28 protein-coding genes are annotated in these 26,648 nt (G+C 36.0%); 24 read left to right on the top strand and 4 right to left on the bottom strand.

Annotated features, from left to right (window positions below; translation table 11 throughout):
* Nucleotides 1–101: 101 nt before the first annotated feature.
* Nucleotides 102–719 carry a nitrite reductase gene (locus CRO45_RS18305; RefSeq protein ID WP_097151073.1) on the top strand — a complete coding sequence of 206 codons (618 nt, stop codon included), beginning with the start codon at nucleotides 102–104 and terminating at the stop codon, nucleotides 717–719.
* 629 nt (nucleotides 720–1,348) lie between these two features.
* On the opposite strand, the gene CRO45_RS18300 is transcribed toward CRO45_RS18305, so the two are convergent.
* Nucleotides 1,349–1,720, bottom strand: coding sequence for a hypothetical protein (locus CRO45_RS18300; RefSeq protein ID WP_097151072.1), 372 nt, complete (start codon nucleotides 1,718–1,720; stop codon nucleotides 1,349–1,351).
* A gap of 244 nt (nucleotides 1,721–1,964) precedes the next feature.
* Between CRO45_RS18300 and CRO45_RS18295 the strand changes: the two genes are divergently transcribed.
* From CRO45_RS18295 to CRO45_RS18235, 13 genes are all read left to right on the top strand, one after another.
* Nucleotides 1,965–2,447, top strand: a complete 483-nt coding sequence (locus tag CRO45_RS18295) for a hypothetical protein (protein ID WP_097151071.1) — start codon at nucleotides 1,965–1,967, stop codon at nucleotides 2,445–2,447.
* Nucleotides 2,448–2,518: 71 nt separating this feature from the next.
* Nucleotides 2,519–2,875, top strand: a complete 357-nt coding sequence (locus tag CRO45_RS18290) for a cupin domain-containing protein (protein WP_097151070.1) — start codon at nucleotides 2,519–2,521, stop codon at nucleotides 2,873–2,875.
* A gap of 375 nt (nucleotides 2,876–3,250) precedes the next feature.
* Nucleotides 3,251–4,864, top strand: coding sequence for a PAS domain S-box protein (locus tag CRO45_RS18285; RefSeq protein ID WP_097151069.1), 1,614 nt, complete (start codon nucleotides 3,251–3,253; stop codon nucleotides 4,862–4,864).
* A 103-nt stretch (nucleotides 4,865–4,967) separates the two neighbouring features.
* On the top strand, nucleotides 4,968–5,198 hold the full coding sequence (locus tag CRO45_RS18280; protein WP_235864661.1) for a hypothetical protein: 231 nt from the start codon (nucleotides 4,968–4,970) through the stop codon (nucleotides 5,196–5,198).
* Between the two features lie 26 nt (nucleotides 5,199–5,224).
* Nucleotides 5,225–5,680, top strand: coding sequence for an 8-oxo-dGTP diphosphatase (locus CRO45_RS18275; protein WP_097151068.1), 456 nt, complete (start codon nucleotides 5,225–5,227; stop codon nucleotides 5,678–5,680).
* A gap of 17 nt (nucleotides 5,681–5,697) precedes the next feature.
* Nucleotides 5,698–5,880 (top strand): hypothetical protein, encoded by a 183-nt coding sequence (locus CRO45_RS18270; RefSeq protein WP_097151067.1) that lies wholly within the window; start codon nucleotides 5,698–5,700, stop codon nucleotides 5,878–5,880.
* A gap of 66 nt (nucleotides 5,881–5,946) precedes the next feature.
* The gene (locus CRO45_RS18265; protein ID WP_097151066.1) at nucleotides 5,947–6,606 is read left to right on the top strand and encodes an HAD family hydrolase; all 660 of its coding nucleotides are present in this window, start codon (nucleotides 5,947–5,949) and stop codon (nucleotides 6,604–6,606) included.
* 89 nt (nucleotides 6,607–6,695) lie between these two features.
* Nucleotides 6,696–7,109 carry a flavoprotein gene (locus CRO45_RS18260; protein ID WP_097151065.1) on the top strand — a complete coding sequence of 138 codons (414 nt, stop codon included), beginning with the start codon at nucleotides 6,696–6,698 and terminating at the stop codon, nucleotides 7,107–7,109.
* A gap of 204 nt (nucleotides 7,110–7,313) precedes the next feature.
* Nucleotides 7,314–7,862 carry a hypothetical protein gene (locus CRO45_RS18255; RefSeq protein WP_097151064.1) on the top strand — a complete coding sequence of 183 codons (549 nt, stop codon included), beginning with the start codon at nucleotides 7,314–7,316 and terminating at the stop codon, nucleotides 7,860–7,862.
* Between the two features lie 224 nt (nucleotides 7,863–8,086).
* Nucleotides 8,087–8,707 (top strand): NAD(P)-dependent oxidoreductase, encoded by a 621-nt coding sequence (locus CRO45_RS18250; protein ID WP_097151063.1) that lies wholly within the window; start codon nucleotides 8,087–8,089, stop codon nucleotides 8,705–8,707.
* Between the two features lie 123 nt (nucleotides 8,708–8,830).
* A complete protein-coding gene (locus tag CRO45_RS18245; RefSeq protein ID WP_097151062.1) occupies nucleotides 8,831–9,361 on the top strand; it encodes a hypothetical protein in 531 nt (176 codons plus the stop codon).
* Between the two features lie 138 nt (nucleotides 9,362–9,499).
* On the top strand, nucleotides 9,500–9,943 hold the full coding sequence (locus CRO45_RS18240) for a GNAT family N-acetyltransferase (protein WP_097151061.1): 444 nt from the start codon (nucleotides 9,500–9,502) through the stop codon (nucleotides 9,941–9,943).
* Between the two features lie 19 nt (nucleotides 9,944–9,962).
* A complete protein-coding gene (locus tag CRO45_RS18235) occupies nucleotides 9,963–10,466 on the top strand; it encodes a DNA topology modulation protein (RefSeq protein WP_097151060.1) in 504 nt (167 codons plus the stop codon).
* Between the two features lie 130 nt (nucleotides 10,467–10,596).
* On the opposite strand, the gene CRO45_RS18230 is transcribed toward CRO45_RS18235, so the two are convergent.
* Nucleotides 10,597–10,953, bottom strand: coding sequence for a VOC family protein (locus CRO45_RS18230; protein ID WP_097151059.1), 357 nt, complete (start codon nucleotides 10,951–10,953; stop codon nucleotides 10,597–10,599).
* Between the two features lie 147 nt (nucleotides 10,954–11,100).
* Between CRO45_RS18230 and CRO45_RS18225 the strand changes: the two genes are divergently transcribed.
* On the top strand, nucleotides 11,101–11,685 hold the full coding sequence (locus CRO45_RS18225) for a nucleotidyltransferase family protein (RefSeq protein ID WP_097151058.1): 585 nt from the start codon (nucleotides 11,101–11,103) through the stop codon (nucleotides 11,683–11,685).
* Between the two features lie 62 nt (nucleotides 11,686–11,747).
* Here the strand turns inward: CRO45_RS18225 and CRO45_RS18220 are convergent, their stop codons facing one another.
* Nucleotides 11,748–12,230, bottom strand: a complete 483-nt coding sequence (locus tag CRO45_RS18220; RefSeq protein WP_235864660.1) for an SRPBCC family protein — start codon at nucleotides 12,228–12,230, stop codon at nucleotides 11,748–11,750.
* Between the two features lie 203 nt (nucleotides 12,231–12,433).
* On the opposite strand from CRO45_RS18220, the gene CRO45_RS18215 reads away from it, so the two are divergent.
* The 3 genes from CRO45_RS18215 to CRO45_RS18205 all read left to right on the top strand — a co-directional run bounded on the left by CRO45_RS18215 (nucleotide 12,434) and on the right by CRO45_RS18205 (nucleotide 15,572).
* Entirely contained in the window at nucleotides 12,434–12,940 is a 507-nt protein-coding gene (locus CRO45_RS18215; RefSeq protein WP_235864659.1) for a GNAT family N-acetyltransferase, read from the top strand.
* Nucleotides 12,941–13,115: 175 nt separating this feature from the next.
* A complete protein-coding gene (locus CRO45_RS18210; protein WP_097151056.1) occupies nucleotides 13,116–14,255 on the top strand; it encodes a cation:proton antiporter in 1,140 nt (379 codons plus the stop codon).
* 144 nt (nucleotides 14,256–14,399) lie between these two features.
* Nucleotides 14,400–15,572, top strand: coding sequence for a M20 metallopeptidase family protein (locus CRO45_RS18205; protein ID WP_097151055.1), 1,173 nt, complete (start codon nucleotides 14,400–14,402; stop codon nucleotides 15,570–15,572).
* Nucleotides 15,573–16,066: 494 nt separating this feature from the next.
* Here the strand turns inward: CRO45_RS18205 and CRO45_RS18200 are convergent, their stop codons facing one another.
* Nucleotides 16,067–16,423: a YwqH-like family protein gene (locus tag CRO45_RS18200; RefSeq protein WP_097151054.1), complete on the bottom strand. Its 357-nt coding sequence runs from the start codon at nucleotides 16,421–16,423 to the stop codon at nucleotides 16,067–16,069.
* A 352-nt stretch (nucleotides 16,424–16,775) separates the two neighbouring features.
* On the opposite strand from CRO45_RS18200, the gene CRO45_RS18195 reads away from it, so the two are divergent.
* The 6 genes from CRO45_RS18195 (at nucleotide 16,776) to essA (ending at nucleotide 26,643) form a co-directional block, all read left to right on the top strand.
* Complete coding sequence (locus CRO45_RS18195) at nucleotides 16,776–17,069, top strand: WXG100 family type VII secretion target (protein WP_097151053.1); 294 nt, start codon at nucleotides 16,776–16,778, stop codon at nucleotides 17,067–17,069.
* Nucleotides 17,070–17,222: 153 nt separating this feature from the next.
* A complete protein-coding gene (locus tag CRO45_RS18190; RefSeq protein WP_097151052.1) occupies nucleotides 17,223–17,462 on the top strand; it encodes an EsaB/YukD family protein in 240 nt (79 codons plus the stop codon).
* Between the two features lie 15 nt (nucleotides 17,463–17,477).
* Nucleotides 17,478–18,869, top strand: a complete 1,392-nt coding sequence (gene essB, locus CRO45_RS18185) for a type VII secretion protein EssB (RefSeq protein ID WP_097151051.1) — start codon at nucleotides 17,478–17,480, stop codon at nucleotides 18,867–18,869.
* Between the two features lie 22 nt (nucleotides 18,870–18,891).
* Complete coding sequence (gene essC, locus CRO45_RS18180; RefSeq protein WP_097151050.1) at nucleotides 18,892–23,361, top strand: type VII secretion protein EssC; 4,470 nt, start codon at nucleotides 18,892–18,894, stop codon at nucleotides 23,359–23,361.
* A complete protein-coding gene (esaA, locus tag CRO45_RS18175) occupies nucleotides 23,358–26,162 on the top strand; it encodes a type VII secretion protein EsaA (protein WP_097151049.1) in 2,805 nt (934 codons plus the stop codon). The genes essC and esaA overlap by 4 nt, the downstream gene beginning before the upstream one ends.
* A complete protein-coding gene (gene essA, locus CRO45_RS18170) occupies nucleotides 26,152–26,643 on the top strand; it encodes a type VII secretion protein EssA (protein WP_097151048.1) in 492 nt (163 codons plus the stop codon). Before esaA ends, essA begins: the two co-directional genes overlap by 11 nt.
* The last annotated feature ends 5 nt before the right edge of the window (nucleotides 26,644–26,648 follow it).

Here is a 26,648-nt window from a genome sequence, read left to right as displayed (position 1 = left end):
ACCACATCCTATAGGAAATCCAATAGATCCTCCAGTTGTCCGGATCAACTGGAAATTCTATTAGAAAGAGCTCTTACTACTAATATACGAGGGGGAAAGTAATGGAAGACAGAGGCAAAAAAGTTAAGATCGCCATCAACGGGGGAATTGGATTTGGCGCAAAACTTAATTCAAAACAACTTTTGACAATATCAAAATATATGAATGAAGACGATGAACTTGAATTAACTACATTTCAACAACTTTATGTAGAAATTCCTGAAGATAAAAAAGATGAGATTATTGAAGAATTTCAAAGTGTTGGATTAGCATGTTATCCAGTTGGAAACTTCGTAAAAAGCTTAAGAACTTGTAACTTTTGCAAAGGGGAAGAAGAGGAAGGTATGCCTGTTGCAAAAGAGTTAAACCGTCGCATTGCCGGTAAAGCAGTACCTTTTACTTTAAAAGTTGCCTATACAGGCTGTCCAGTTGGTTGCGGTGAACCAATGCTAAATGACATAGGAGTTATGAAGATAAGAGACCATTACAATCTATATGTTGGAGGAAAAGCAAAGGGGAAAGACGCTGAAGTTGGTAAACTGTTGAAGGAGAATTTAACGCCAGAAGAATTATATGAGACAGTTGAAAAGATGATCGAAGTATATTCGCAAATGGGGAAAAAACGCGAAACATTTTATAAATTTATTAATAGGGTAGGAAGCGACATTTTAATAGGTTAAGTAAAAGCCTACAGACATTTCTAAATGAATGTTTGCAGGCTTTTTAAATCCCTTAAAATTACTATGAAAATGGTCATTTTCTACACTATGAAATTTTGCATAGGAATGAATGTGTAGATTAGTTAAAAAGATGGAATTTGAGTGGGAAGTGTACAGCGAAATATTATATTGATGAATACTGGTATATATTTGAAAAGGTTAGTGATTAAGAGAGGAATAAAAATGATGATATCAATTATTAAACTTATTCAATATTCATTGTTCATATCCGCAGCTTTTGTAATGATGATTATCTTTGGCATTTTTTTAGAATCCATAAAATATGGAGAAATGTTTATCATTTATATTGTGAATTCATTGATGTTATTTGTTTTAGTTTTTTCTTATTTATTTTCAATTAAGTGGATCGCGAAATACGACCTTTCAAGGAGTGGAGTATCATTCGTTACGTCCATCCATTTGATGGTCTTATTTATGGCCATGTTCCTTCCGCCATATGTTTTTCTGGATAATATCGTACCATTGGAGCACCATGAAACTGTATTCGGTGGAATTATGATTTTTCTATTAATAGTTTGTTATATTATCATTCGCAAGTGGGATATCATCTTGTTCATGAGGAAGAGATATTATAAACCTAGTTCATATTCTAGAGAGGATTGGTACATAGAGTAGGGATAGGGTGCTGACTTAGGAAATCGCAAATAAATTCCAATCGCAAATAGAACCCGGGAAACCGCAAATAGAATTCCCAATTTCACAAGTAACCCATCTGGATTCGCAAATAATCTTAGTAAAATCGCAAATAAATTCGAAATCGCAAATAAGTTCCCGGAAATCGCAAATAAACAATCTAAATTCGCAAGTAACCCAGCTGAATTCGCAAATAACCTAGGCAATATCGCAAGTAAATTCGAAATCGCAAATAAATCCCGGGAAACCGCAAATAGAATTCCCAAATTCGCAAGTAACCCAGCAGAATTCGCAAATAACCTAGGCAATATCGCAAGTAAATTCGAAATCGCAAATAAATCCCGGGAAATCGCAAATAAACAATCAAAATTCGCAAGTAACCCAGCAGAATTCGCAAATAATCTTAGTAAAATAGCAAGTAAATTCCAATCGCAAATAGAACCCGGGAAACCGCAAATAGAATTCCCAAATTCGCAAGTAACCCAGCAGAATTCGCAAATAACCTAGGCAATATCGCAAGTAAATTCGAAATCGCAAATAAATCCCGGGAAATTGCAAATAAACAATCAAAAATCGCAAGTAACCCATCTGGATTCGCAAATAATCTTAGTAAAATCGCAAATAAATTCTAAATCGCAAATAAGTTCCGGGAAATCGCAAATAAACAATCAAAAATCGCAAGTAAACCCAGCAGAATTCGCAAATAACCAAGACAATATCGCAAGTAAATTCGAAATCGCAAATAAATCCCGGGAAACCGCAAATAGAATTCCCAAAATCGCAAGTAACCCAGCAGAATTCGCAAATAACCTAGGCAATATCGCAAGTAAATTCGAAATCGCAAATAAGTTTCCGGAAATCGCAAATAAACAATCTAAATTCGCAAGTAACCCAGCTGAATTCGCAAATAATCTTAGTAAAATCGCAAGTAAATTCCAACTCGCAAATAGAACCCGGGAAACCGCAAATAAACTGTCCAGATTGGCAAGTAATCCAATTGAATTTGCAAATAAACCTAAGCAAAATCACAAGTAATTTCATAACTAACAAGGAAATTCACCAAAGTTGTAGAATTGCTATAATTCAACACTTTTTGGGGGGAAATCATGAAAATCTATAAATTTGATAAAGAAAGTGGAAACAAGATTAATAAATTTGATTCAGATTTTGTGATGTCACGGATTATCCAAACTGAAAAATCTGCAAGAGTAGGGTGTATGTATTTAGAGAAGAATGGGATCATTGGATACCATCAAGCGACCGTCCCTCAATTACTACTAATAATGAATGGTGAAGGTTATGTTCGCGGGCAAGAAGAGGAGTTTGTTAAAGTTCAACCTGGAGAAGCAGTCTTCTGGGAAAAAGATGAATGGCATGAAACGAGAACAGATAATGGCTTAACGGCAATTGTCATTGAAAGTGAAGAATTAAACCCTTCAATGTTTATGAAGATGAGGGAATAAATAGGCCACCGGAATAGTTCACCAATTTTACGGAACGCATTCTAAAAAATTGCTAAATTTGTCTCGTAGATGAATCTATGAGACTTTTTCATTTTGGAATTCTAAACTAGTAATTAAAATCAAAAATAAATCTAGCAAAAATTAAAAACAGCGCTTTTCGCTATACGACTTATTAATAATTAAGTGCATTCTCGAAATTATTGCACATAATTGCAATTATGTACTATCCCGAAATCGATGAACAAGCAAATACATCTATTTAAAAGCAGCTTAAATAGTATGTTTCAATTCACTTTTGTACACCCTTGTTAGAAAACACTAGAAAACAGTTTAACAACCGGACTATGTACTTAAATTTTCTCTCGAGGGAGCACTATGGAAAACTTTATTGAGCAATTTGAACAAGCCTTTTATCATTCAACTATTGGGATGGCGATCTTAACAATTGATGGTCAATGGCTAAAAGTAAACCCTGCTTTGTCCAAAATTACAGGCTATGAAGAAGAAGAACTTTTATCACTTAGATATCGTGATTTAATTCATTCAGATGATTTAGATGAAGAGCTTCATCAAATTCATGAATTGCTACAAGGTACTAAACACTCTTACGAAATGGAGATAAGGTGTATTCACAAAAATGGCAGTATAATTTGGGCTTTGCATTCTGTATCTATTGTTCGAAAGGGTGATCAAAGCTTATTTTTCCTATCCCAAATTCAGGATATAACAAATAGAAAGCGATTGGAACTTGAACTATATGAAAGTGAAGAACGCTTCCGATCACTTTTCAACCAAATGCCAGACCCAATCATCGTACATGATGGTCATGTCGTTATGTTTGCGAATCCATCTGCTGCCAATCTCGTGGAAACAACTTTAGATGATATTATCGGGAACTCAATCATTCAATATGTTGATCCGGACTATATTGAGTTTGCGCAGAAAATTATTACTGAAATTTTGGAGAAGAATCAACCACTCCATGATTTTGATTTCCGTATTCAAAGCACAACTGGGGAAAAAAAGGATGCGATCCTCTCAGCAATTCCGTTTACCTATAAGAATAAAAAAGCAATAATGGTCAGTTATCGCGACATTACAGAACGGAAAAAAGTTGAAATGGCTTTAAAAGAAAGTGAAGAACGCTATCGGCTTTTAGTTGAAAATTCTCCATTAGGGATTCTGCTACACCAACATCGAACGATACATTTTGCCAACTCTACTGCCTTAAGGTTACTGGGTGCTAAAAACTTAAACGATCTAATTGGTAAAAATATTTATGATATCATACACCCCGAATATCAGTCCATTGCCTCGAAACGTGATGAATCAATAGAAAAAGGTGAATACGCTCCAACCAAATATGAAAAGTTTATTCGCCTCGATGGTAAAGCAATCGATGTTGAAGTGAATGGCATACCGATTCAATCCAATGGAGCTTCCGCTGTTCAAATCGTATTCTGGGATGTAACGGAGAAAAAGAAAGAAGCGGATCTCGTTCAGTATCGTGCATATCATGATACATTAACAGACTTACCAAATCGGCTTAAATTCCAAATCGATTTAAATGAAGAAATAAAGAATAATACTTCATTTACCATCATGTATTTAGATACGCATGGGTTAAAACCAGTTAATGATACGTATGGACATCAAGCAGGTGACACAGTCCTTATTAAAGTCACATCTCGCTTGAGTGGAGTCCTTGATACAATCGGTAAAGTATATCGAATCGGAGGAGATGAATTTGCGGTAATTTTGCCTGAACGTAAAAACGAGGAAGAAGTAAAGAATTTAATTGATAAGATTATTCTTGTTATGAAACAACCGATCTATATTTCTAATTCAATTGTTGAGATTACTGCTAGTTTTGGAATTGTGTTTAGTCCAGAACATGGAAATGATGTGGAATCACTACTCCGTAACGCAGATTCAGCCATGTACATGGCGAAGAAAACAAATAAGCTATATACAATTTATGAGGGATAAAAATCTTAGAGAAACTCTCCAGCGCTAATCCACAATAAAGGATTAGCGCTATTTTTGTCGAAATAATTTATAAAGTGATAATTAAACAGGAGGGTGACCTTATATGAATCAAATCGCTTCAATGGGCTCCATCGGAATTTGGATTGGAATACTATCGGTAATACTATTGGGTTTTTGCTTATATTTTACCCTTTCATATTTCGAACATTTAAAATATGATGATGATCGATTAATGAAACAAACAAAAATGGGGGCAGTAATAACGCTAGTTCTTGCATTACTTGTACCGGCATTTTTCCAACTTTTTATATTTAGCCAAATGATGAGTTTTTAATACAACATCGCGGGGGACTTTAAATAATGTCAAAAGTAACACTAACAAACATGTGCATGATTTACGATCGTAAGAATCATAAAGTACTAGTCCAAGAGCGGGTTCAATCTTGGAAAGGCATATCCTTTCCTGGGGGACATGTGGAAGATGGAGAAAGTCTAATTGATTCCACAATTCGGGAAGTGAAAGAAGAAACCGGACTAACTGTTTCGAATTTAGAACCATGTGGAGTCATATATTGGTTCAATGATGAAACCGGAGAAAAATATTTCGTATTTAATTACCGGACAGAAGTATTTAGCGGTGAATTAATACATACAACCCATGAGGGCAATAATTTTTGGGTAGACATTGAGGACTTAGCAAACCTTAACTTTTCACCAGGAATGGAAGAGAGACTAGCAATGTTTCTACAAAAAGAGTATTCGGAAGGATTCGGAGTATGGAATGAATATCGTCCTGGTCAAATGAAATTTCAATAACAATGGGGGATTTGCCTATGGAAAATAAAAAATGCCTGAAATGCGGAGGCACTGAATTTGTAGAAGGTACAGATTTTATGCCCATCAAACCGAGTAAGATGTCTATCAATGGTTCAAATAAAATATTCACTTTTTGTTTAGATTGTGGAGAAGTGGATTCAATTCGAATTGAAAACACGACGATTTTTAAGAAAAAATAAATAGATTTCAAGGGAACCCGCATAGTTGGAGTTTCCTTTTTTATCGACCTAAATAGGAGAATAACGATGAACAAAGCATTCATTTTTGATATGGACGGGACTCTATTTCAAACAGATAAAATTTTAGAAATGTCCCTTGAAGATACTTTTAATTATTTACGATCTTTGAATCAATGGCATACAGTTACTCCTATAAACAAATACCGTGAAATTATGGGAGTGCCGTTACCAAAAGTATGGGAAACTTTGTTACCTGATCATTCCGATGAAATTAGAAAACAAACTGATCTTTATTTTCTAGAAAGACTAATTGAAAACATAAAAAGTGGCAAAGGTGCCCTTTATCCAAATGTTAAGGAAGTATTCGAGTTTTTAAAGAAAAATTATTATTCAATTTTCATAGCTAGTAACGGGTTAACAAATTACTTAAATGCAATCGTGAGTTATTATCAATTGAACAATTGGGTAACTGAAACTTTCAGTATCCAGCAAATTGATTCACTAAATAAATCAGACTTAGTGTGTAAGATCATAGAAAAATATCGTATTACTCATGGAGCAGTTGTAGGGGACCGCCTATCTGACATTCAAGCAGCGAAGGATAATGGTTTAGTTGCAATCGGATGTAATTTTGACTTCGCAAAGGAAGATGAACTTGCACAGGCGGATTATATCATCAATGATTTAATTGAGTTAAAAACATTGTTGGCTCAATTGGAATTGTGAAGTCTCAATCCTTAATAATGGACTTTTTTAAAGGAATAGAGCTCTTTTCATAGAATACTAACTACAAACAAATGTCAGGAGGGTTTTCATTGAATAACACATTTCCGAAGTTTTTAAATAGTTACTTAGATGCATGGAGAAATTCATCTTTAATAGACTTAAAGAATTTCATTTCAGAAGATTATAAAGCAAGGGAAGTAACAGGTGGAGAGATTGATGATTTTGGCTATAAAGAATCTATTTTAGGATGGGAACAAGGTTTTAATTTTGCTAGAGAACATAATGCTGAGTGGAAAATAAATGTACATGCAACTATTCCTTTAAGGGAAGATGAAACAATGGTTATTTTATCTGCAACTTTAGTCATTAAAGAAAAGCATATAGAAACAACGAATCTATTCATTCAGACATTTAAAAAGAGTGATGACAGTTGGAAGTTATTAAGAAGCTATATTGAAGCAGGAGTTCGTTCAATCAGTACAAATAGCATTTTCTATAACTGACATGTCAGGTTGCGAGTAAGTATTTGTAGAGTTTCATAAAGGGGGATTTAAATGGAGGAGTATTATTGGGATACCCAACTAGAATACCTCAAAAGAACAAGAGATTTATATTATAACGATGATTACCGTGCTTTATGGTCGCGCTACTATTTTATTTTATATTGCAATAGTAGGAAGACGTAGGGAGTTTTTAGGGGGAAGGTAATGAAGAAAATATATTTAATTCCCATTATGTTACTGTTCTTGTCAGCATGTTCAAATACCTCTAGTAATATAGAGGAAATAATGGAAAGTTTCCCTCATCCAGAGTCCACAAAAATCATCTATCAAGAACAAATTGATGACCATCAAATTGTGATTTATCAAGATGAAACTGGATTTCGTGTAGGGTATAAAAAGCAAGATGATAAGACTTGGACACATACTAGTAACGGGGACATCAACCCGGAAGATGGTTTTGACTGGGTAATGAATAATAATCCAACCGTACCGATTACATTGTTTGGTGGTACGATTACGAATGAGGATATTACAACTGTACTTATAAAACAAAAAACAATGGAAAAAGAAGCAACTATTATTGAGACTGATGATGGTTTGAGATATTGGTTTGTAACCTTTAATACTTTAGAGGATTCAGATCCCGGAGAACCAGACCCATTGAAGATTGAGGCATTTGATAAGAATGGAAACGTGTTATGGAAAGATGGGGTCTATGAAGATGGTTATTATAGTGGAGTGACAGCTAACTAAAATATGACCATTAATCTGACATCTATGTAGATGCACCTAAAGTAAGATAAATGAATATTAAGTAGCCAATGCGCGTTGATTCAAGAATGAGTCAACGTTTTTTGTTGATTTCAAACGGTGCTTAATACAATAAATTTGTATCAAAGTGGCAAGTAATAAATGATAGGTGATAATCTTCGACATATGTATGGTACACTCACATGGAATAAAGGAGGATTTTATTTATGAATATTTTAATTTTCGGTGCAACTGGACGTGTTGGAAGTCAAATCGTTAACTATGCCCTTCAAGACGGACATAAAGTAACTGCATTCGTTCGTACCCCTGAGAAGATTCAAACAAATAATGAGAACTTATCGGTTTTTCAAGGTAATGTGTTAAATAAAGAAGATATCTCAGGCGCGATGCAGGGGGTTGATGTAGTAATTAGTGCCCTGAATACTGATGGAACAACAACTTTGTCAGAAAGTATGCCATACATTATTGAAGCGATGGAAAACAAAAAAATTCAACGAATTATTACAGTTGGTACTGCAGGAATCCTTCAAAGTAGGACTGAACCAAATTTACTTCGTTATCAATCAAGCGAATCGAAGCGTAAAATTACAAGAGCAGCAGAAGAACACCATAAAGTTTACGATCTGCTTACACAAACAACACTCGACTGGACCATCGTATGTCCTACGTATTTACCAGATGGAGAAAGAGTAGGGGAATACCGTGTAGAACGTGACTTTTTGCCAGTAGATGGAGTTAAAATATCGGTACCAGATACTGCCGAATTTACTTATAGTCAGATTTATATCGATGAATATATTAAATCACGTGTAGGGATTGCCTATTAATAATATTCTACTAAGTCCGAATTACTAAAGTTATTTTTACATATATATAAAATAGCTTATTTCTTTATCTAAGCGCGGGTTAGTATATGAATGATTTCATCTTACTCTTTAAAGAGGTGTTCTATGGATAAAAAACAATTGATGAATGACTTAAAACAAATTGTACTAAAAGAGGTACCGAATGCAGTTAAGAAAATAACTTTAGAAAATGAGGACAAGGTCTGTTACATATCCTTACTTGGAACAGATGATGAGCCAGTACTTGGACTCATCCAACTAGGGATTGAATCGTATCGAAACGAAATTATTAATGAAGTAGGCATTGATGATAAGTGGACTATATGGAATTCAGGCGAGATGCCAGTTGACTATCAAACAGTAATAGATGAGAACCATCCCGAATTTAGGGAAAAACAGGAGTTACTAGTTAAAGCGTTTGGAGATGATTGGGAAGACTTATGGGAAGATTGCCAAACATTACGCTTTGAACTTGCCCAGGAATTAAACCAATATAATTGGAGTGAAATTCTCCCTATCACAGAGGACTTTGTTGTTTATTCGGATTGGGAGGCGATTGACGTAACGAACGGAGATTTAGAACGCAGTATTCCAATAGAGAAGTTGAATATCATTAAGGATAAACAATTAATCTGAAAATCGTCAGTATCAATGAAAATAATCATTGATACTGGCTTTTTATTTGGGGATGGGAATATAGTAATTAAATAACAAATATTCTAATTTTAATGTAATATGAAATTAGCAAATATTTTTATAGAGGGTGAAAAGGTTATGGAAATTTATCAAGCAACGATTGAAGATTTAGATGGTGTATCAAATTTATTTAACTTCTACCGAATGTTTTATGAACAAGCATCGGACATTGAAGGCGCAAAAACATACATAAAGAATCGCATAGAAAATAAAGAGTCTATCATATTTGTTGTGAAAGACAACGACAAATATGTTGGGTTCACTCAACTGTATCCTACCTTTTCATCTATCTCAATGAAAAAAGCATGGATTTTAAATGACTTATTTGTTGATGCAAGTGCTAGAAAACAAGGCGTTGGGGAGATGCTTATAGATCGGGTGAAAGATTTCGCTGTTGAAACAGGGGCTATAAGTATAAGTCTTAGTACAGCACCAGATAACTTCTCTGCCCAAAGACTATATGAAAGAAAAGGCTATATTCGAGATTCACAATTTTATCAGTATGAATTAAGACTATCATAACGATAAGCAGGGGGATGTTATGAAAAAGATTGCACTCATTGGCTCGGGTGGTTCGGGGAAATCTACGCTAGCAAGGCAATTAGGAGAGAAGTTGAAGATTGATGTATATCACCTAGATGCTTTGTTTTGGAAACCGAATTGGGTAGGTGCACCAAGGGAAGAACAAATAAACGTTCAAATGGACCTAGTGAAAAAAGAGGAATGGATTATTGATGGTCATTACGGTGGAACTTTAGATATCCGACTAAATGCAGCAGATACAATTATATTCCTCGACTTTCACAGAACCATTTGTGTTTACCGTGTCTTCAAAAGAATGATGAAATATCGTAATCAAACAAGACCGGATATGGGCGACGGATGCGAAGAAAAATTAGATTTGGAATTTTTAAAATGGTTGTGGGATTTTCCTAAAAAGAAAAGACCTGCCATACTAAAAAAGCTTGAACAATTGCCAGAAACAAAAAATCTAATTATCTTAAAATCACCAAAAGAAGTTAAAAGGTTTCTAGAGAATATTTGATCTGCTTACCTTTCTTTTGAGTTAATTGAACAGTTGAAATAAATATGTACAGAGCGATTGCTGAAAGAGAGCAATCGCTTTTTTTAATGGAGAAATTAAGTTGTTAGCAAAAATCCAATAGAAATCTTTGTTAATCAAATTGGATATATTCTAATATATTTCCGAAAGGATCTTTAAAACTAATATACTTTCCAGGAGGGCAATTCGTTGGTTCACCAACAATAAAGTCTACTTCTTTCTCTTTTAGGGCTTTTACTGTTTCTTCAATATCTTCAGTCCGTAATCCTAATACAACCCCAGAATTACTTTCATTAAAGGTTGCATGTTCTTTTTCTTCTAATACTAGTGGTAAATCACCATGAACAAGTGTAACAATCTTAGGCCCATATTGTTTGTTTACTTCAAAACCGAGCGTAGTCGTATAGAAGTCGATGGCTTTTTCGAGATTTGGCACATAAATGCTAATAACACATACTTGATTTTTCATATTATACCTCCCAAATTTTGTATTAGTATATATATTATATAATCATTGAAAATTTCCTTTTTATTTACATCTTTACTATGAATGATTTCAAGAAGGACTTATATAATGCTAAACAGAATAAGAGTTTAAATACATATTTAGGGGCGAATTTCATTGATTAATAAGGAACGAATTATTTCATGGATTGAAGAAGATAAATGGATGATGGATATTTTGCGGACTACAAAATCACTGAACCTCCCTGATTGGTGGATATGTGCTGGATTTGTTCGTTCTAAAGTTTGGGATACCTTACATAATTTCAGTGAAAGAACACCCATCCCAGACATTGATGTAATTTATTTCGATCTGACAAATATTGACGAAAATAAGGAAAAGAGACTTGAAGAAACACTTAAAACGTTTATGCCAGACATTCCATGGTCTGTCAAGAATGAAGCAAGAATGCATATCAAAAGCAATATGCCTCCGTATACATCTTCTGTCGATGCAATTTCCAAGTTTCCAGAAACTGCAACAGCTTTAGGGGTAAAATTAGATGTAAATGGGAATGTACTGTTAACAGCCCCTTGTGGAATTAACGATGTTGTTAATTTGGTGGTAAAGCCTACACCATTTTTTTTAGAAGATCAACAACGAGCAAAAATCTATGAAGAGCGCATAACGCTAAAGAATTGGAAGTCTACGTGGAATAAATTAAAAGTGTTTCACATCAATACTCCTTATCCCTGAATCAAATGATAATAAAAAGAAAAATCCCTTCTTCAAAGCAGGGATTTTTGATGTTAAATTCTTTAACTATTCTTATTAAAAGCTTCACTATAGACTTGACGTAGCTCAGCTGCGTTATCATGCCACTCAACAGGCTGTCCATTGACGATTTGTTCAAATACATCTAGACAACGATGCCATCCTGCAGCAGTATTCACAGCCCAAGAATCATCGTCAAATGTATGGGTGAAGATCATACTGCAATCATTATCCTCATCCTTCAATTTAATGTTTACAAGATCATCAATTTCTCGAAAACCAAATAAATAAGGTTTTTCTAACTCTGTAATGGTAGCGGTATAAGTTGTTCCTTCGTCGTCATCAAAGGCAATTTCTCCACCAAGTCTAAGGTCCATCTCCCCAGTTGCAAAAGGGTACCATTTGACGAATTGACTAGGATTGGTTAGGACATTGTAAACATCTTCTGGTTTTTGAGAGAAAAATCGTTCGAATTTTAAAGCATAACGGCCATTTACTTTATGTAATGTACCATATTCATTCATCATTTTATCCTCCTTCTTTTATTGGAATGTAGTATCTTAAAAACTATATAATAATTGGAAAATTCATTGCACATCTATATATTACATAACTTTTATCGGAATGAAAAAACAATGACTCTAAGTAGCCGACAGAGTAGGATTAAGTTTATTAGAATTGATTTACGTGGAATGAAATATCTATTTAAATGTTGAGGAGTGGATACAATATGATAGTAATAACTGAAACAGAGCGCCTAATATTGAAAGTATTTGAAAATAGCGACGTAGAAGCGATGAAGACTTTTTGGGGAGATCGAGAAGTGATGGAACAATGTAACGGTGCGATTCCCCATGAGCATCTAGTGAAAGTGCAAGAAGGCTATTCAAAATGTCATGATGTAAATGGTCTATCAGTCTATGCGGTTGTCGAAAAGGAATCCGGAAATGTTGTTGGTGCAGCTGGGTTTAATGTGCAAGACATAAATGAACCAGTTGAATTAATTTATCACTTTGCTAAAAGTGTCTGGGGGAAAGGTTACGCAACAGAGTCTGCAATGGCTTGTGTGAAATATGCAGAACAACACCCGAAGGTTAAGAAAGTCTTCGCATCAGCCGATCCAAATAATAAAGGATCATTGAAAATCCTTGAGAAAATTGGGTTTGACTATATAGGAATGAAATGGTTTGATGATACAAATCAAGAAGAGCCTTATTATGAAAAAAGTATTAAGTGAGAAAATATTAAACTTTTTGCGTAAAAACTATTTACAGAGCAGAAAAATACTATTATACTAGTATATAGATAAAGTTAAATAATGAACGTAAAAACGTAACACATGGAGGAGTCAGTCACTACTGGCCCCTCTATGTGTTTTTTTATGTTCAAATTTCAGTTTTTGGAGGTATCGGATGTTTATTTTACAAATTGTTATTATTCTACTAGCTACGAAACTAGCAGGTCAGCTGAGTATTCGTTTAGGACAGCCCTCTGTTCTTGGTAAGATTATTGTTGGGATTATTCTAGGCCCTGCACTTCTTGGGTGGGTACATGATACGGAATTAGTTAGTGTATTTAGTCAAATTGGTGTATTACTATTAATGTTTTTAGCAGGTCTTGAAACTAATTTAAAAGATCTAAATGAAAATAAAAAGTCAGCTTTGTTTGTTGCACTTGGTGGGATTCTTGCACCAATCGTTATGTCATATGCAGTTGCACAATATTATGATTTCTCAATGGCTGAATCGATTTTTATCGGGCTTTTATTATCAGCAACATCAGTTAGTATTTCTGTACAAGTTTTAAGAGAGTTAGGTTGGTTAAACAGTAAAGAAGGATCGGCCTTATTAGGTGCAGCAGTATTAGATGACATTATTGTTGTGATCCTTATTGCGGTTGCTATGAGCGTATTTGCAGGAGCAGATACGAATATCGCACTACTAATAGGGAAGAAGATCATATTCTTTATTATCATCATTTTAGCTTCGAAATGGTTAGTGCCTAAATTCATTCAAATCTTCTCTAAGTTTAAAGTGACAGAAGGAGTATTGAGTGCCGGGCTAATCATCTGCTTCGGTTTTGCTTACTTTGCTGAATATGTAGGAGTTGCTGGGATCATTGGTACATTCTTTGCAGGTGTAGCGATTGCCCAAACAAACTATGGACACGAGATAGAAAAGCAAGTTCAACCAATTGCGTATGGAATTTTTGTTCCATTCTTCTTTGTAAGTATTGGGTTATCTGTTTCATTTGAAGGTATTGGAGATCAAATTGGTTTCATGATTGTGTTCTCAATTATTGCGATCCTTTCAAAATTTATTGGATCAGGAATTGGGGCTCGATTATCAGGATTTAATAATCGCTCATCGATGGGAATCGGTGCTGGTATGATTTCCCGAGGGGAAGTAGCACTAATCCTAGCTGCACTTGGATTAGAAGGTGGATTATTACCGACTGAATACTATACTTCAATGATTATTGTTATTATAGTAACTACACTTGTTACACCGCCATTATTGAAAGTATTTTTCGGTACACGAAGCGTGCAGTAAGGATTATTAGAGGGTATCAACCAAATTTAGGTTGATGCTCTTTTTTTCTTTTCGAAAGGTTGTGAAGAAAGGTAACAGAACAACTTCCTAATATTAGTATATACTGTAATTGAAATGGTAATTACGGTATAAGGAAGTGTTTAATTGCTTGAAATATGGCATGAAGAGGTTGAAGGTGTATATGATCAGATGGTTGCATGGAGAAGGCATTTGCATGAAAACCCTGAACTGCCTTTTCATGAAGAAAATACTGCGAGAATGGTCGGAGATATTTTAGCTGGGTATGGGATATCAGTACGTCGGAATGTTGGAGGACATGGGGTTGTTGGAACATTGAAAGGTGCAAAACCAGGACCAACCATAGGACTGCGAGCGGATATGGATGCATTGCCGATTCAGGAAGAGAATGATGTTCCATATAAATCGCAAGTACCTGGAGTTATGCATGCTTGTGGTCATGATGCTCATACCGCCACTTTGTTAGGAGTGGCGAAAATTTTAAGTAGGTATCGAGAAGAACTCAACGGAACAATAGTCTTTATTTTTCAACCGGCTGAAGAAGAATCGCCGGGTGGGGCAATTAAAATGATTGAAGATGGTGCACTAGCTGGAATCGACCTTATTTTTGGACATCATTTTATTTCTTCTATTGAATTAGGAAATTTCTCAGTTCCAATAGGAAAAGCCACAGCTGCAATTGATAATTTTGAATTAAAAATAATTGGAGATGGTGGGCATTCTGCTACTCCGCAGACCTCAGTAAACCCAATTGTCATTGGTGTTCAAATTGTGAATCAGCTTCATTTATTAATGAGTCAAAAAGTTAACCCTAATAAGCCAGTAGTCGCTACGTTTACAACGTTTAACTCTGGTGTTTCACAAAATGTGATTCCTACAGAAGCAACAATATCGGGAACGATTCGTACTTATGATCAATCAGAAAGTAAAAAAATAGAAGGACATTTTAAAAAAATTATTAAGCACGTTACAGTGACATATGGAGCAACATATGAACTAGATTACTCAGATGGTTACCCATCTTTAATTAATACAGAGAAAGAAGCAGTTCGTTTGAGGAAAGTATTAAGTGAGATTGAGGGGTCGAAAGTAATTGAATTGCCTCCAATTATGGCAAGTGAAGATTTTTCATACTACGTCCAAAAAATACCTGGAGTTTATTTTTTAACTGGATCTAAAACAGAAGATCCCAATACACAATTTCCACATCATCATCCACGGTTTGATATTGACGAACATGCGATGAAAAACGGAGCAAGGGCATTTTTAAGTATTGTTGATTATTATTTAGTTAAATAGAAACACTCATGCTAGATTAACAGAGTAGAAGAGATTATTAATTTGGACTTTACTTCGAAAGGGAGTAGAGTTTTTTTGTTATTCAAAAATAGAGTGAATTTTAGGCCGGATAGTGCTGATATCGCCAAAATTAGTAAAGTATTTGCCAGAAAAGAGGAGTTAATAGCAAAAATAAGAGGAATTTTCGCCAAAAATTAAAAGACAGGTTTCTGAGTCACTTATATTCGCCAAAACTAGTAAAGTATTCGTCAGAAAGGGAGAGTTATTCGCCAAAATTAATAAAATATTCGCCAAGCTACACAAAACGCAGACTCAGCAGTACAGAGATTCGCCAATCAGCACTTATTTATTTATCACTTTCTCATGAGCTTCGTCTATTAATTATATTCTCATTTGATACGAAAAAATGAAGGATATCTCATAAAGATATCCCCATCCATAGTGCTTTTCTTCTATTATATATGTCCTGCTCTAATTTGCCTAAGACAATCAACCTAATGTTTCGCACTTGCCTCCGCCATCGCAGCTTCAAGCTGGGCAATTGTTGCGAGAATCGATTCAATTTCTTGTTTGATTTGTTGGATTTTGTTACTTAGTATCGTAAATACGTTGTTAAATTGGGTTGTTTGAATTTCTTGATAGCTTGCGAGGATGCCATCAATTCGAATGTCATCAAATTTTGTGGCTAAAGTCCCTTTCCAAGTTGTTGCTGTAAGTATGGGTTCTGTCATAAGATTCGCATTGCTGGAAAACTCACCTTGCTTCCCACTTAACTTTCCTTCACACGATTCTAAACGACGTAGGTCACTTCGTTTCTTCTGTAAAAGCGCATACCAATAAGCTAAAGACATCATATCACCTCTATTTTAGCTAGTTTTTCAACTTCAAAATGTACTTCTGAATGAGTTTTTCAGCACAAAAAATTACTGAATAAAAAGAAAGTAGAAGTTACTAATGTATTACGCCACTATAATATATCACAATGCAGAATACTTAAAATGGTAATGTTTGCTTATTTTTTGTTAAAAAAATTGGGAACAATTAACTCTTTTAATGTATTTTGTCAGATAGTTATTGACCGTCTTGAATTGAGTTCTATAGAATGTAGTTGAATATTTGATCAAGGTTTTTGTTAAATTTTGTTAGTCCGTATAATTCGAAATGGATACGAATTTATCAAAGCCGTTAAAAGGAGAGAGGTTCATGTCAGGAATTATTCGTGTTACCCCAGCTGAGTTAGAAGCAATGTCTAATCGTTATAGCAGTGAAAGTGCACAAGTTGAAGAACAAATCTCACGTCTGGACAGTATGATCCAGGAATTACAAAGTATGTGGGAAGGGGAATCTAGCCGTGCATTCGCAGAGCAATACGATTCTCTACGCCCATCATTTGTGGATATGGGACGCCTATTACAAGACGTGTCAACACAATTGAAAAATACTGCACATGCCCTTGATGATGCAGATCGTCAAATCGCGAGTCAAATTCGCGGATAACTTCATCTTAAGAACTAGTTTTAAAGAGCGTCATATTTGGATGAAGACGCTCTTTTCCTTTATGAGGGGAAATATTTAGAAGCTATTTCATAATGAAAACTCTTATCTATTCGGGTTAGGAAAAGGTAATAGATTTTGCCTGAGGTGATCAAAATGTACATAGAACTAACAGTTGACTTGAAACATTATAACGAGGATTACTTTGATTTACGTCTATCAGATTACAATACCGTTAAGGAATTAATCGATATTGTTTGGCAAGCGAAAGCAATTCCTTATCCTCCGAAAGAAGGATATTGGGTCAGAGTGCCAAACAAACAAAAAGTATTATCGGGAAATGAGCAACTAGCGAGTAGCGGTATTACGACAGGGGATCGTCTAGAAATCTTGTAAGGGAGTCATAGAGAGATGTCAGAAAAAAAACAATCTTATCTAGAAAAACAATTAGAGGCGACCCTCAAATTTGAAAAGGAACAGATTACTCTCACTTTCCAAAAAGAGAAAGTGAAATTAGAAGATCATTTAGAAATCTCACTGCTACGCGAGGTCAATCCCTTTATTCAAAAAGAAGTAACATTAACTGAAGATGAGTTAATTTTTATATATAAAAGAGAATCAAACTTTATCACTTTTAAAAAATTACGTTCGCTCGATGAAAAAAGCCGCTGGATGTTTACTTTTAACTTGTTGAAATCAATAATGGTGCATTCGTCTAGTAGATTACATGCTATTGTTTGTCCGGAAAATCTATTAATCGATGAAAGCTTGACTCCGCACTTATTACATTTTGGGGTGAAAGAAAGTATTCCCCCATATGAACGAAACGACGAACGTCTTTGGAATGAAACGAAGGCGACTATAGCCGCAGCGGTCGATCCAAAATTCACATTCGATCAATACATTCAGTTCTCACAATCAATCGAAATGAGTGCAAAAGCAAAAGAAATAATAGATGCGAAGGATGAAACAGAGTTATTTAACCTCATCAAAAAACAAATACAAAGAATTGAAATCGAAGAGAAAAAGTTCACTAAAATTACAATGACGAAATGGAACTGGTTGCGTTATGGACTGGTCGGCCTCATTTTGGCGCTACTTCCACTTAGTATTTATACTGCTTATTCAACAGTGATCGCACACCCTAGACAAGAAGCCTATATTGCAGTTCAGGGGCCATATATTCAAGGGAACTATAGTGAAATTATTAACAAGCTTGCCAAGTATGACGTGGAAGAAATGCCAGTAGTCGTTCAATATGAGCTATCACTTGCTTATATCGTCAACGAAACATTGACGGAGGAACAAAGGGATAACGTCTTAAAAACGATCACGCTTCAAACTGACCCACGCTATTTCAAATATTGGATTTATATCGGTAGGGGACAAGCGGAAGAAGCACTTAGTTTGGCGCGACAATTAGAAGATTTGGATTACATTATGCTTGCACTATTGCACTATGAGGAATCAGTGAAAGCTAATCGTGATCTCAAGGATGAAGAGCGCGAACTACAACTAGATAAAATAAAAACGGAAAAAAATGAAATCCAAAAGCAACTTGAGGAATTGGAAGAAGCGTTGGAACTAGAAGATAAGGAAGACGGCAGTTCGGATGATGAAAAATTGGAGAAGGAAGAGGATAAAACGGAAGTGAAGGATAAGGCTCCAACAGATTCAGAAGCTAGCGAGGATCCAACTTCTGAGGAACCAGCGACAGACTCAGCTGAGGAATCTACTGATACTTCAGAAACTTCTACCGAGGCATCAACAGAAACTCCGGGCGACCAAACAACAAATGAATAAGTCCCTACTAGAAGGTGATTTGATGAGTACGCTTTTATTTTTTTATGACAACTATTATCAGTCCATTCAATTGGATGAACTAAATAAAGACACGATAACTGTAGGCAATGATACAGTTCATACAGTAACTATTCGAAGCTTACCGTTTACGGATGGTTTTCTAATGATTACAGAGGACGTGTACGGATTTCGAGTAATGCAAAATGAAAATTTGCTTGGTAAAGTCAATCCAAAACAATTTTTTGAATGGAAAGATAGAAACAGCAATAAAACACTAAAAATCATTCTATTCCAATCGATCGCGAAGCACGAAACATACTTTGTTGAAAATAAGCAGGAAGTTCGTTTTACAACAGAGAGCGATGAAGCAGAAATTGTTTGGAATTCTAACCTTCATACTATGCGGCAAGACTTTTCATTTTTAAAAGTTGGCCAACAATGGATACTAGAAAATCATACTAGCACTCCAATTTATATTAACGGGCAGAAAAGGCCATCTCGTAAAACCATTCAACTCGGAGATATCATCTTCGTACCCTACATGCTCATACGTCTTGTTGAAGAAGATGTGTTAGAAATAGTTAGTTTTGAAGATTACGAGTCCCGTCTTACACTTCTAAAAGTACCTGAATCGGAAATGAAGAAGAAATATCCGTTTTACAGACGGACGCCTCGAATGGTGTATGAGCTGCCAAAAGAGAAGGTTTCATTATCATTTCCATCTCAAGAGCACGACCCTTCAAATAGAGCACTTTGGTTAATTATTCTACCACCGCTTGTCATGCTAATTGTAATGGGGATTGTTGTGATGATTCAGCCTCGAGGAATTTTCATCATCGTGACAATGGTAATGTTCGTAATGACATTAATTACATCAACGGTTCAATATTTTAGAGACCGAGCCAATCAAAAACAAAAGCGGGAAAAACGAAATCGTATTTACTCTGCTTACTTGGAAAATAAACGGAAAGAACTTCAAGAGTTATCGGAAAAACAACGATTTGCAATGGAGTTCCACTTTCCGACGTTTGAACGAATGAAATATTTAACCAATCAAATTTCCGATAGAATTTGGGAACGAACTATTGAAAGTGACGACTTTCTCCAATTTCGTTTAGGTTCGGGGACAGTACCGGCCAGTTTTCCAATTACCTTAAATACAAATGATATGGCAAATCGTGAAATGGACCATTTGGTTGAACAATTGCAGAAGTTAGAAAAAGTGTACAAAGAAAGTTCAGACACACCAGTTATTGCGAATTTAGCAAAAGGGCCCATTGGACTTATTGGGAAAGAGCGTGTCGTGAAAAGGGAAATACACCACATCATTGGGCAACTAGCATTTTTCCATAGTTATCATGATTTGCGCTTTGTATTTATTTTTGACGAAGCAAATTACAAAAATATCGAGTGGATGAAGTGGCTTCCACATTTCAACATTCCGAATATGTACGCAAGAGGTTTAATTTATAACGAAACAACACGTGACCAACTTCTTTCAAGAGTTTATGAAATGATTCGAGAACGTGATTTGGAGGAAGAAAAGGAAAACCTTCGCTTCACACCACATCTTGTATTCATTATCACAAATCAGCAGTTGATTGAAGATCATGTCATCCTAGAGTATCTGGAAGGAAACCACCAAAACCTTGGTATCTCCGTCATCTTCGCAAGTGACGCTAAGGAAAGCTTATCCGATAATATCCACACCCTAGTACGCTTACTGAATGATTCGGAAGGGGATATTTTAATTCAAGATAAAAAAGCGGTAAACATTCCATTTACCTTGGATGTCCATCAACAAGAAGATAACGAGCGATATGCAAGGATGTTGCGCACGTTAAATCATCAAACTGGTATGACGAATTCCATACCGGAAAGCGTGTCATTTTTAGAGATGTTGCATGTGAAAGAAGTGGATGAATTAAATATTCCACAAAAGTGGTCCGAAAATGAATCATCCAAATCACTTGCTGTCCCAATTGGGTTAAAAGGGAAGGATGACCTCGTTTATCTGAACCTTCACGAAAAAGCACATGGTCCCCACGGACTATTAGCTGGGACAACGGGTTCAGGGAAGAGTGAGTTTTTACAAACCTATATTTTATCGCTATCTGTACATTTCCACCCTCATGAAGTGGCATTCTTGCTAATCGACTACAAAGGTGGGGGAATGGCGCAACCATTTAGAAAGTTGCCACACCTACTAGGAACCATTACGAATATCGAAGGTAGCGTGAACTTTACGAATCGGGCACTCGCATCGATCCGAAGTGAGTTAAAACGACGACAACGCCTGTTTGATCGAAATAATGTGACGCACATTAATGATTACACGAGTCTTTATAAGCAACAGCACGTTGATGAGCCACTACCGCATCTATTTTTAATTTCCGATGAGTTTGCGGAGTTGAAAAATGAAGAGCCTGAATTCATTCGCGAACTAGTAAGTGCCGCTCGAATTGGTCGGAGTTTAGGTGTCCACTTAATCTTAGCGACACAAAAACCTGGTGGAGTCATTGATGATCAGATTTGGAGTAATGCCCGCTTCAAAATTGCGTTGAAAGTACAAGACTCTAATGATAGTAAAGAGATTTTGAAAAATGCAGACGCTGCTTCCATAACCGTAACGGGTAGGGGGTACTTGCAAGTAGGAAACAACGAAGTCTATGAGCTTTTCCAATCTGCATGGAGTGGTGCATCTTATCTTTCAGACCATTCGGATGGAGAAGATGAAATCGCCATTGTTACTGATTTAGGTTTAATTCCGTTATCAAATATTGCAGCCAAGGAGAATAAACGAAAAGGGCTCACAGAAATCGAGGCCATCGTTACGAAAATCGAAGAGACACAAAACGAATTTGGCATTGAGAAGCTGAAAAGCCCATGGTTGCCACCACTTAAGGAACGACTATTTAAAGATGGCTATTATTCGGTTGAGCAGGACCAAATTTCGATTGCATTAATCGACGAACCTGAAAAACAAAGCCAAACACCATATCACTATCAGGTGATGGAAGATGGTAACCTAGGCATTTTCGGATCTGCTGGTTATGGAAAATCAACAACAGTATTGACTTTTTTATTAAATATGGCGGAAAAATACAGCCCAGAAGAAGTGCATTTTTACTTAATGGACTTTGGGAATGGGGCAATGCTTCCACTTAAACAGTTGCCACACACGGCTGATTTCTTCTTGATGGAAGATGTTCGCAAAATGGAGAAATTCGCGCGGATGTTACGTGCGGAAATTGTTCGTAGAAAACAGCTACTACAGCAAAAGGAAGTAAGTAGTATTAAGCTTTACAACAATATTTCTGATGAAAAGCTTCCATTACTCTATGTAGTTGTAGAAAACTTTGATTTCATTCGAGAAGAAATGCAAGAGTTTGAGACTTACTTTAATCAGTTTGTACGCGATGGCCAATCGTTAGGTATTTACATGATCTTCACGGCTACGAGAATTTCATCAATCCGACAAGCAGTCATGAACAACTTGAAAACAAAGATTGTTCATTACCTCATGGATCATAGTGAAGCATATACAGTTTTAGGGAAAACCACTTTATCACCTGAACCGATTCCAGGTCGGGCGATTATAAAAACTGATGAAGCATATTTCTCACAAATCTTCTTGCCTGCAAAAGGTGCAAATGATCTTGAAATTCTTGAAGCTGTGAAAGAAACAGTGAAATCATTGAAGGAAAAATATGCAGGCTATGGTGTTCCTGAGCCAATTCCAATGCTTTCTTCAGAGTTAACACTGACTCAATTTACAGATTATGTGAAGCATGTTGAGCAGCCACAACTATTCCCAATTGGATTGGATGAAGAGTTTGTAAAGCCTGTTTTCATTAACCTTCTAAACAATAAGCATTGCATGGTGTTAGGGCAAGCGCAAAAAGGGAAAACCAATTTGCTGAAGGTAATCTTGGATATAGCCCTCCAAAAGAACATTAAGCATATTGGGTTGTTTGATTCATTTGACAGAGGATTAGCGGGCTTTGCAGAAGAAGAGGCTGTTTCATATTTAGAAACAAAAGAACGTATTGAAGAGTGGTTAATCGAAATAGAAGGAGAGCTTTTATCCCGTGAAGCGACTTATGTAAATTCGAGCGACAGAAGCGTACATCAGTTTACGCCAATTCTACTTGTCGTGGATGATTATACTCGCTTCCTTTCAAGCCTTGATGCCAAACTGCAAGAACGTATCGTGAAGTTTATGAAACATGCAAACTATCTCGGATTTAATATCATTGTGGCGGGCAATTCCAACGAATTAACGAAGGGCTATGATCCTTTAACGACAGAAGTGAAACAAATACGCCAAGCTGTACTATTAATGAAAAAATCGGAGCAAACCATTTTCAGCCTTCCGTATGATCGAAAAGAAGAGGAAATTCAAGCTGGATTTGGTTATTACGTAGTGAACAACAAAGAAGTAAAAATAAAAATTCCATTAAGTACGATTGAAAGGAAGATTTACTCATGACGGCTCAAAAGAAGCTGATTTTAAAGATCGTCATCGTCATGATTTTGATTGTTGGAGCCCCGATTCTATACTTCCTATTCATTGGTGATAACCCGTTAGAAGGTAAATCAAACGGAACAAAACAAATCGCCGTTGTTAATGAGGATGCAGGTGCAGAACTACGAGAAAGTGCACTTGATTTTGGGAAAGAAGTGGTGCCAATATTATCTACCGAATCTGCTTATGAGTGGTCTGTAGTAAGTCGAAGCACTGCGGAAAAAGGGTTAGCAAATCAAGAATATGATGCGATTTTATATATCCCATCCAACTTCTCTGAAAACATTATGACCTATGAAGAGCAACAACCGGTAAAAGCAGAGTTTAAATACACGGTTTCAGGTCAATTAAATACCGCAAATCGTGAAAAAGTATTACGTGAAATTGGTAATGCATCAGCTCGTGTGAACGGGAAAATCTCCACATTATATTGGAGCTATGTATCTCAGGATTTAGAAAAAGTGCGAGCAGAGTTTGATAGTATTCTACAAAAAGAAATGGAGTTTCTTGAGACGATCTCGGAATTCTATCGACCAAATTTAGAAAGTGTTGTCGGAGATATTGAAAACCAAAAAAGAATGTTGGAAAGTATTTTATCTTCCATTAACAGCGTGCCATACGAGGGGAATGTTGAGCAAACCGATGAGTTCCAAGAAAATCTCGCTCAATTTGTAATGTATGTAAATCAATACAGAGATTTTCAAACTACTCAGCAACAGCTTGTGCAAAACTTACAACGTAACAACTTTACGGCAGTCTTGGATATGAAAAATGGGTACGGTCTTCACTATACAAATATGATGACCTACCTGGAAGAACATAATGAGAAATTGTTTCAGAGTTTGCAAACCTTTGAGAATCAATTAGCGCTGAATCATCAAAGTGCAACTAATTTATCGAACCTGGTTGTGAATCAAAGAAATGAAATTATCAATCTCCTATTGCAAGTTGAAGGGGAAATGCTAGTTGAATATGAAGCACAAGTCATTCAATTAAGAAATCAACTAATTGATAGTGTACCTGCAGTAGATCCTACGAAACAAGCAAATGCAGGTAGAAACAAAATCAACAAGTCGAACTTATTAGCTTCTACGAAAATTGCAGCACTAGATACTGAGCGTGAAAGATTGCTAGGTCTTATTGAGGAAATCAATTCATTGAAAGACCAAATAGAGCCTACGATTCCAACTGAAGGCGAAGAAGCTTCGGGAAATACTGAAGAAGCTCCGGGAAATTCTGAGGAAGAACCAGTAAGTCCGGAAACTGAAGAGGAAGATTCAAGTGTAAAAGACAAACTTGATGAGCTAACAGAAGAAATTATAGATATCGAAGAGACGATTGAACAAATTCAACAGGAAGAAGACCAAACTGATTCAAAATTAATAGAAGAGGTTGATGAGAACGATCCTTTGACACCTATAGATGCAAACACGATGTTAGAGAAAATTGATGAGAAAGAAACGGAAATCCTAAATCACTCAGATTTGAATGAGGGGAAAAAAGAGCGGTTGAAAAAAGTGTTTAACCAACCGTTGGCAAGTGATGACGTAGATTTGCTGTTGGAGTACTACGGAGCGTTAGCGCAATATGAATCTACGTTAATGACGAGTTTAAGTTCGGAAGAAGCATCTCAATTAATAGCTTCTAGTGTGAATAAAATACTCGGTATCAACGAAGATACTGACACTTATATCAATCAATTACAAACGGGGATTCCTACTTCTCAACAACAATTTGCATCACTAGAAGATGGAATAACTACATTCTTCACGGTGTACTTGAAAAATCTCGAAACAGAATATGAAGCACTATTTAAACAGTTAGACGCTGTTGAAGCAAGTGCAGGTCAAGTTCAGGAGAGCTTAGATCATTTAATCGCTGGTGCTCAAGGAACATCTTCGCAAATTGCAGAAGGAAATGGACTTGTAACAAATCACTCTAGTCTTAGCCAAAACATCCATGCGATGAGTAATGCCATGAACAGCATTGCACTAAATCAACAAAACATCAGATCAGTAACAGAGTCACTTCTTTCAAAGGCTGCAAACGTAAATGCAGATACAAGTGATCTTGCCTTTAAGTGGAATGAAAACGTAGGAACAACGGAGAAATACCGTGATGATATTCACGATGTATTAAATAATGCGTTTGTTGACGGGCAAAAGAATGGTCAAATTTACGATCATTTATCTACTCCGCTATCAGTAAATAGCTTAGATCCTACAGTACCGGAAGATAAAATGCCTCCAGTCATTGTGTTATTCATTGTGTTGATTAGTAGTTTACTAATTGGATATTTCTGTTATTACTTAAAAAATAATAAAACGAGCGTGCGAATTGCATTATTTACATTATTGAACGTAATTGTTGGGTTAATCATTAGTATTTATGGCTTAGATATTTATGGATTGGATGGAACAGGTGCGATTGAATGGACGATTTTCACGGTTCTTTTATTAACAGCAGTCTCATCCCTCATCTTTGCAAGTTTTTCGATAGGTCATCTGATTGGATGGTTTGTAAATGTGGCCGTTATTGCATTCTTCGTCACACCGATGCTTGCGCTACTAGCATCGAACATTGATTATATAGATCCAATGTCGAAGGTGTATTTATCCATTCAATATGGGCCTGAGTCGTTAATTGTCCCAGGAAGTATTGCGCTGGTTGTGATTATTGGAGTTGCTGCAGCCGTGCCATATTTTATTGGTCGAGCGAAAAATCGTGGGAACAATCATGATGAGGAAGCAACATATGAAGCGTAGGGTCAGCTTAGTGCTAGGGTTAGCGTTATTGCTAGTGGTCGGATTCGGTGGTGAATCCGGCTACGCTACAGCTTCGAAGGATATCAACAGCCTAAATCCAAATGAGTATAAAGAAAAAGAGTTTAAAAACAACAAAGAATACCTTCACAATCAATCCTTATTAAAGGATAAAAAAGCTATTCCAGAAGAGCAAAAGCCGTTAGACTTTATTCCAACTGATTACGATAAAAATGAAAAAATTAGGGAAGAGCTTTTCATCCAAGACTTCCAAGAACGAAAAACGGTCGCTTATGAATCTATGAAACTTGGATTATTTTCAACCGAAAAACAAGCTGCGAAGGTTCGAATGGAACAGCCAAGTTCTGAAAGAGAAAGAGGCAGTAAAGAGTTGATATACATCTATATTGGACTGTTAGTGGCATGTATCGTTGTGGTGCTAATATGGCTTGTTCCGAAAATGATTCAGGGGGAGAAGGGTTGAGTTTC

The sequence above is a fragment of the Ureibacillus acetophenoni genome (assembly GCF_900220965.1).
Lineage (GTDB): Bacteria > Bacillota > Bacilli > Bacillales_A > Planococcaceae > Ureibacillus > Ureibacillus acetophenoni.
Note: the sequence above shows the minus strand (reverse complement) of the source record. Positions and strands in the feature narration are given on the sequence as shown.

Bases quoted from the DNA above. Each gene is read 5' to 3' on its own strand.
- CRO45_RS18255 (WP_097151064.1), top strand. From the start codon at position 7,314: ATGAAGAAAATATATTTAATTCCCATTATGTTACTGTTCTTGTCAGCA.
- CRO45_RS18220 (WP_235864660.1), bottom strand. From the start codon at position 12,230: ATGATGAATGAATATGGTACATTACATAAAGTAAATGGCCGTTATGCT.
- CRO45_RS18200 (WP_097151054.1), bottom strand. From the start codon at position 16,423: ATGTCTTTAGCTTATTGGTATGCGCTTTTACAGAAGAAACGAAGTGAC.
- CRO45_RS18250 (WP_097151063.1), top strand. From the start codon at position 8,087: ATGAATATTTTAATTTTCGGTGCAACTGGACGTGTTGGAAGTCAAATC.
- CRO45_RS18210 (WP_097151056.1), top strand. From the start codon at position 13,116: ATGTTTATTTTACAAATTGTTATTATTCTACTAGCTACGAAACTAGCA.
- CRO45_RS18240 (WP_097151061.1), top strand. From the start codon at position 9,500: ATGGAAATTTATCAAGCAACGATTGAAGATTTAGATGGTGTATCAAAT.
- essB (WP_097151051.1), top strand. From the start codon at position 17,478: ATGTCAGAAAAAAAACAATCTTATCTAGAAAAACAATTAGAGGCGACC.
- CRO45_RS18305 (WP_097151073.1), top strand. From the start codon at position 102: ATGGAAGACAGAGGCAAAAAAGTTAAGATCGCCATCAACGGGGGAATT.
- esaA (WP_097151049.1), top strand. From the start codon at position 23,358: ATGACGGCTCAAAAGAAGCTGATTTTAAAGATCGTCATCGTCATGATT.
- CRO45_RS18190 (WP_097151052.1), top strand. From the start codon at position 17,223: ATGTACATAGAACTAACAGTTGACTTGAAACATTATAACGAGGATTAC.
- essC (WP_097151050.1), top strand. From the start codon at position 18,892: ATGAGTACGCTTTTATTTTTTTATGACAACTATTATCAGTCCATTCAA.
- CRO45_RS18230 (WP_097151059.1), bottom strand. From the start codon at position 10,953: ATGAAAAATCAAGTATGTGTTATTAGCATTTATGTGCCAAATCTCGAA.
- essA (WP_097151048.1), top strand. From the start codon at position 26,152: ATGAAGCGTAGGGTCAGCTTAGTGCTAGGGTTAGCGTTATTGCTAGTG.
- CRO45_RS18195 (WP_097151053.1), top strand. From the start codon at position 16,776: ATGTCAGGAATTATTCGTGTTACCCCAGCTGAGTTAGAAGCAATGTCT.
- CRO45_RS18270 (WP_097151067.1), top strand. From the start codon at position 5,698: ATGGAAAATAAAAAATGCCTGAAATGCGGAGGCACTGAATTTGTAGAA.
- CRO45_RS18275 (WP_097151068.1), top strand. From the start codon at position 5,225: ATGTCAAAAGTAACACTAACAAACATGTGCATGATTTACGATCGTAAG.
- CRO45_RS18290 (WP_097151070.1), top strand. From the start codon at position 2,519: ATGAAAATCTATAAATTTGATAAAGAAAGTGGAAACAAGATTAATAAA.
- CRO45_RS18245 (WP_097151062.1), top strand. From the start codon at position 8,831: ATGGATAAAAAACAATTGATGAATGACTTAAAACAAATTGTACTAAAA.
- CRO45_RS18235 (WP_097151060.1), top strand. From the start codon at position 9,963: ATGAAAAAGATTGCACTCATTGGCTCGGGTGGTTCGGGGAAATCTACG.
- CRO45_RS18265 (WP_097151066.1), top strand. From the start codon at position 5,947: ATGAACAAAGCATTCATTTTTGATATGGACGGGACTCTATTTCAAACA.
- CRO45_RS18280 (WP_235864661.1), top strand. From the start codon at position 4,968: ATGAATCAAATCGCTTCAATGGGCTCCATCGGAATTTGGATTGGAATA.
- CRO45_RS18215 (WP_235864659.1), top strand. From the start codon at position 12,434: ATGATAGTAATAACTGAAACAGAGCGCCTAATATTGAAAGTATTTGAA.
- CRO45_RS18285 (WP_097151069.1), top strand. From the start codon at position 3,251: ATGGAAAACTTTATTGAGCAATTTGAACAAGCCTTTTATCATTCAACT.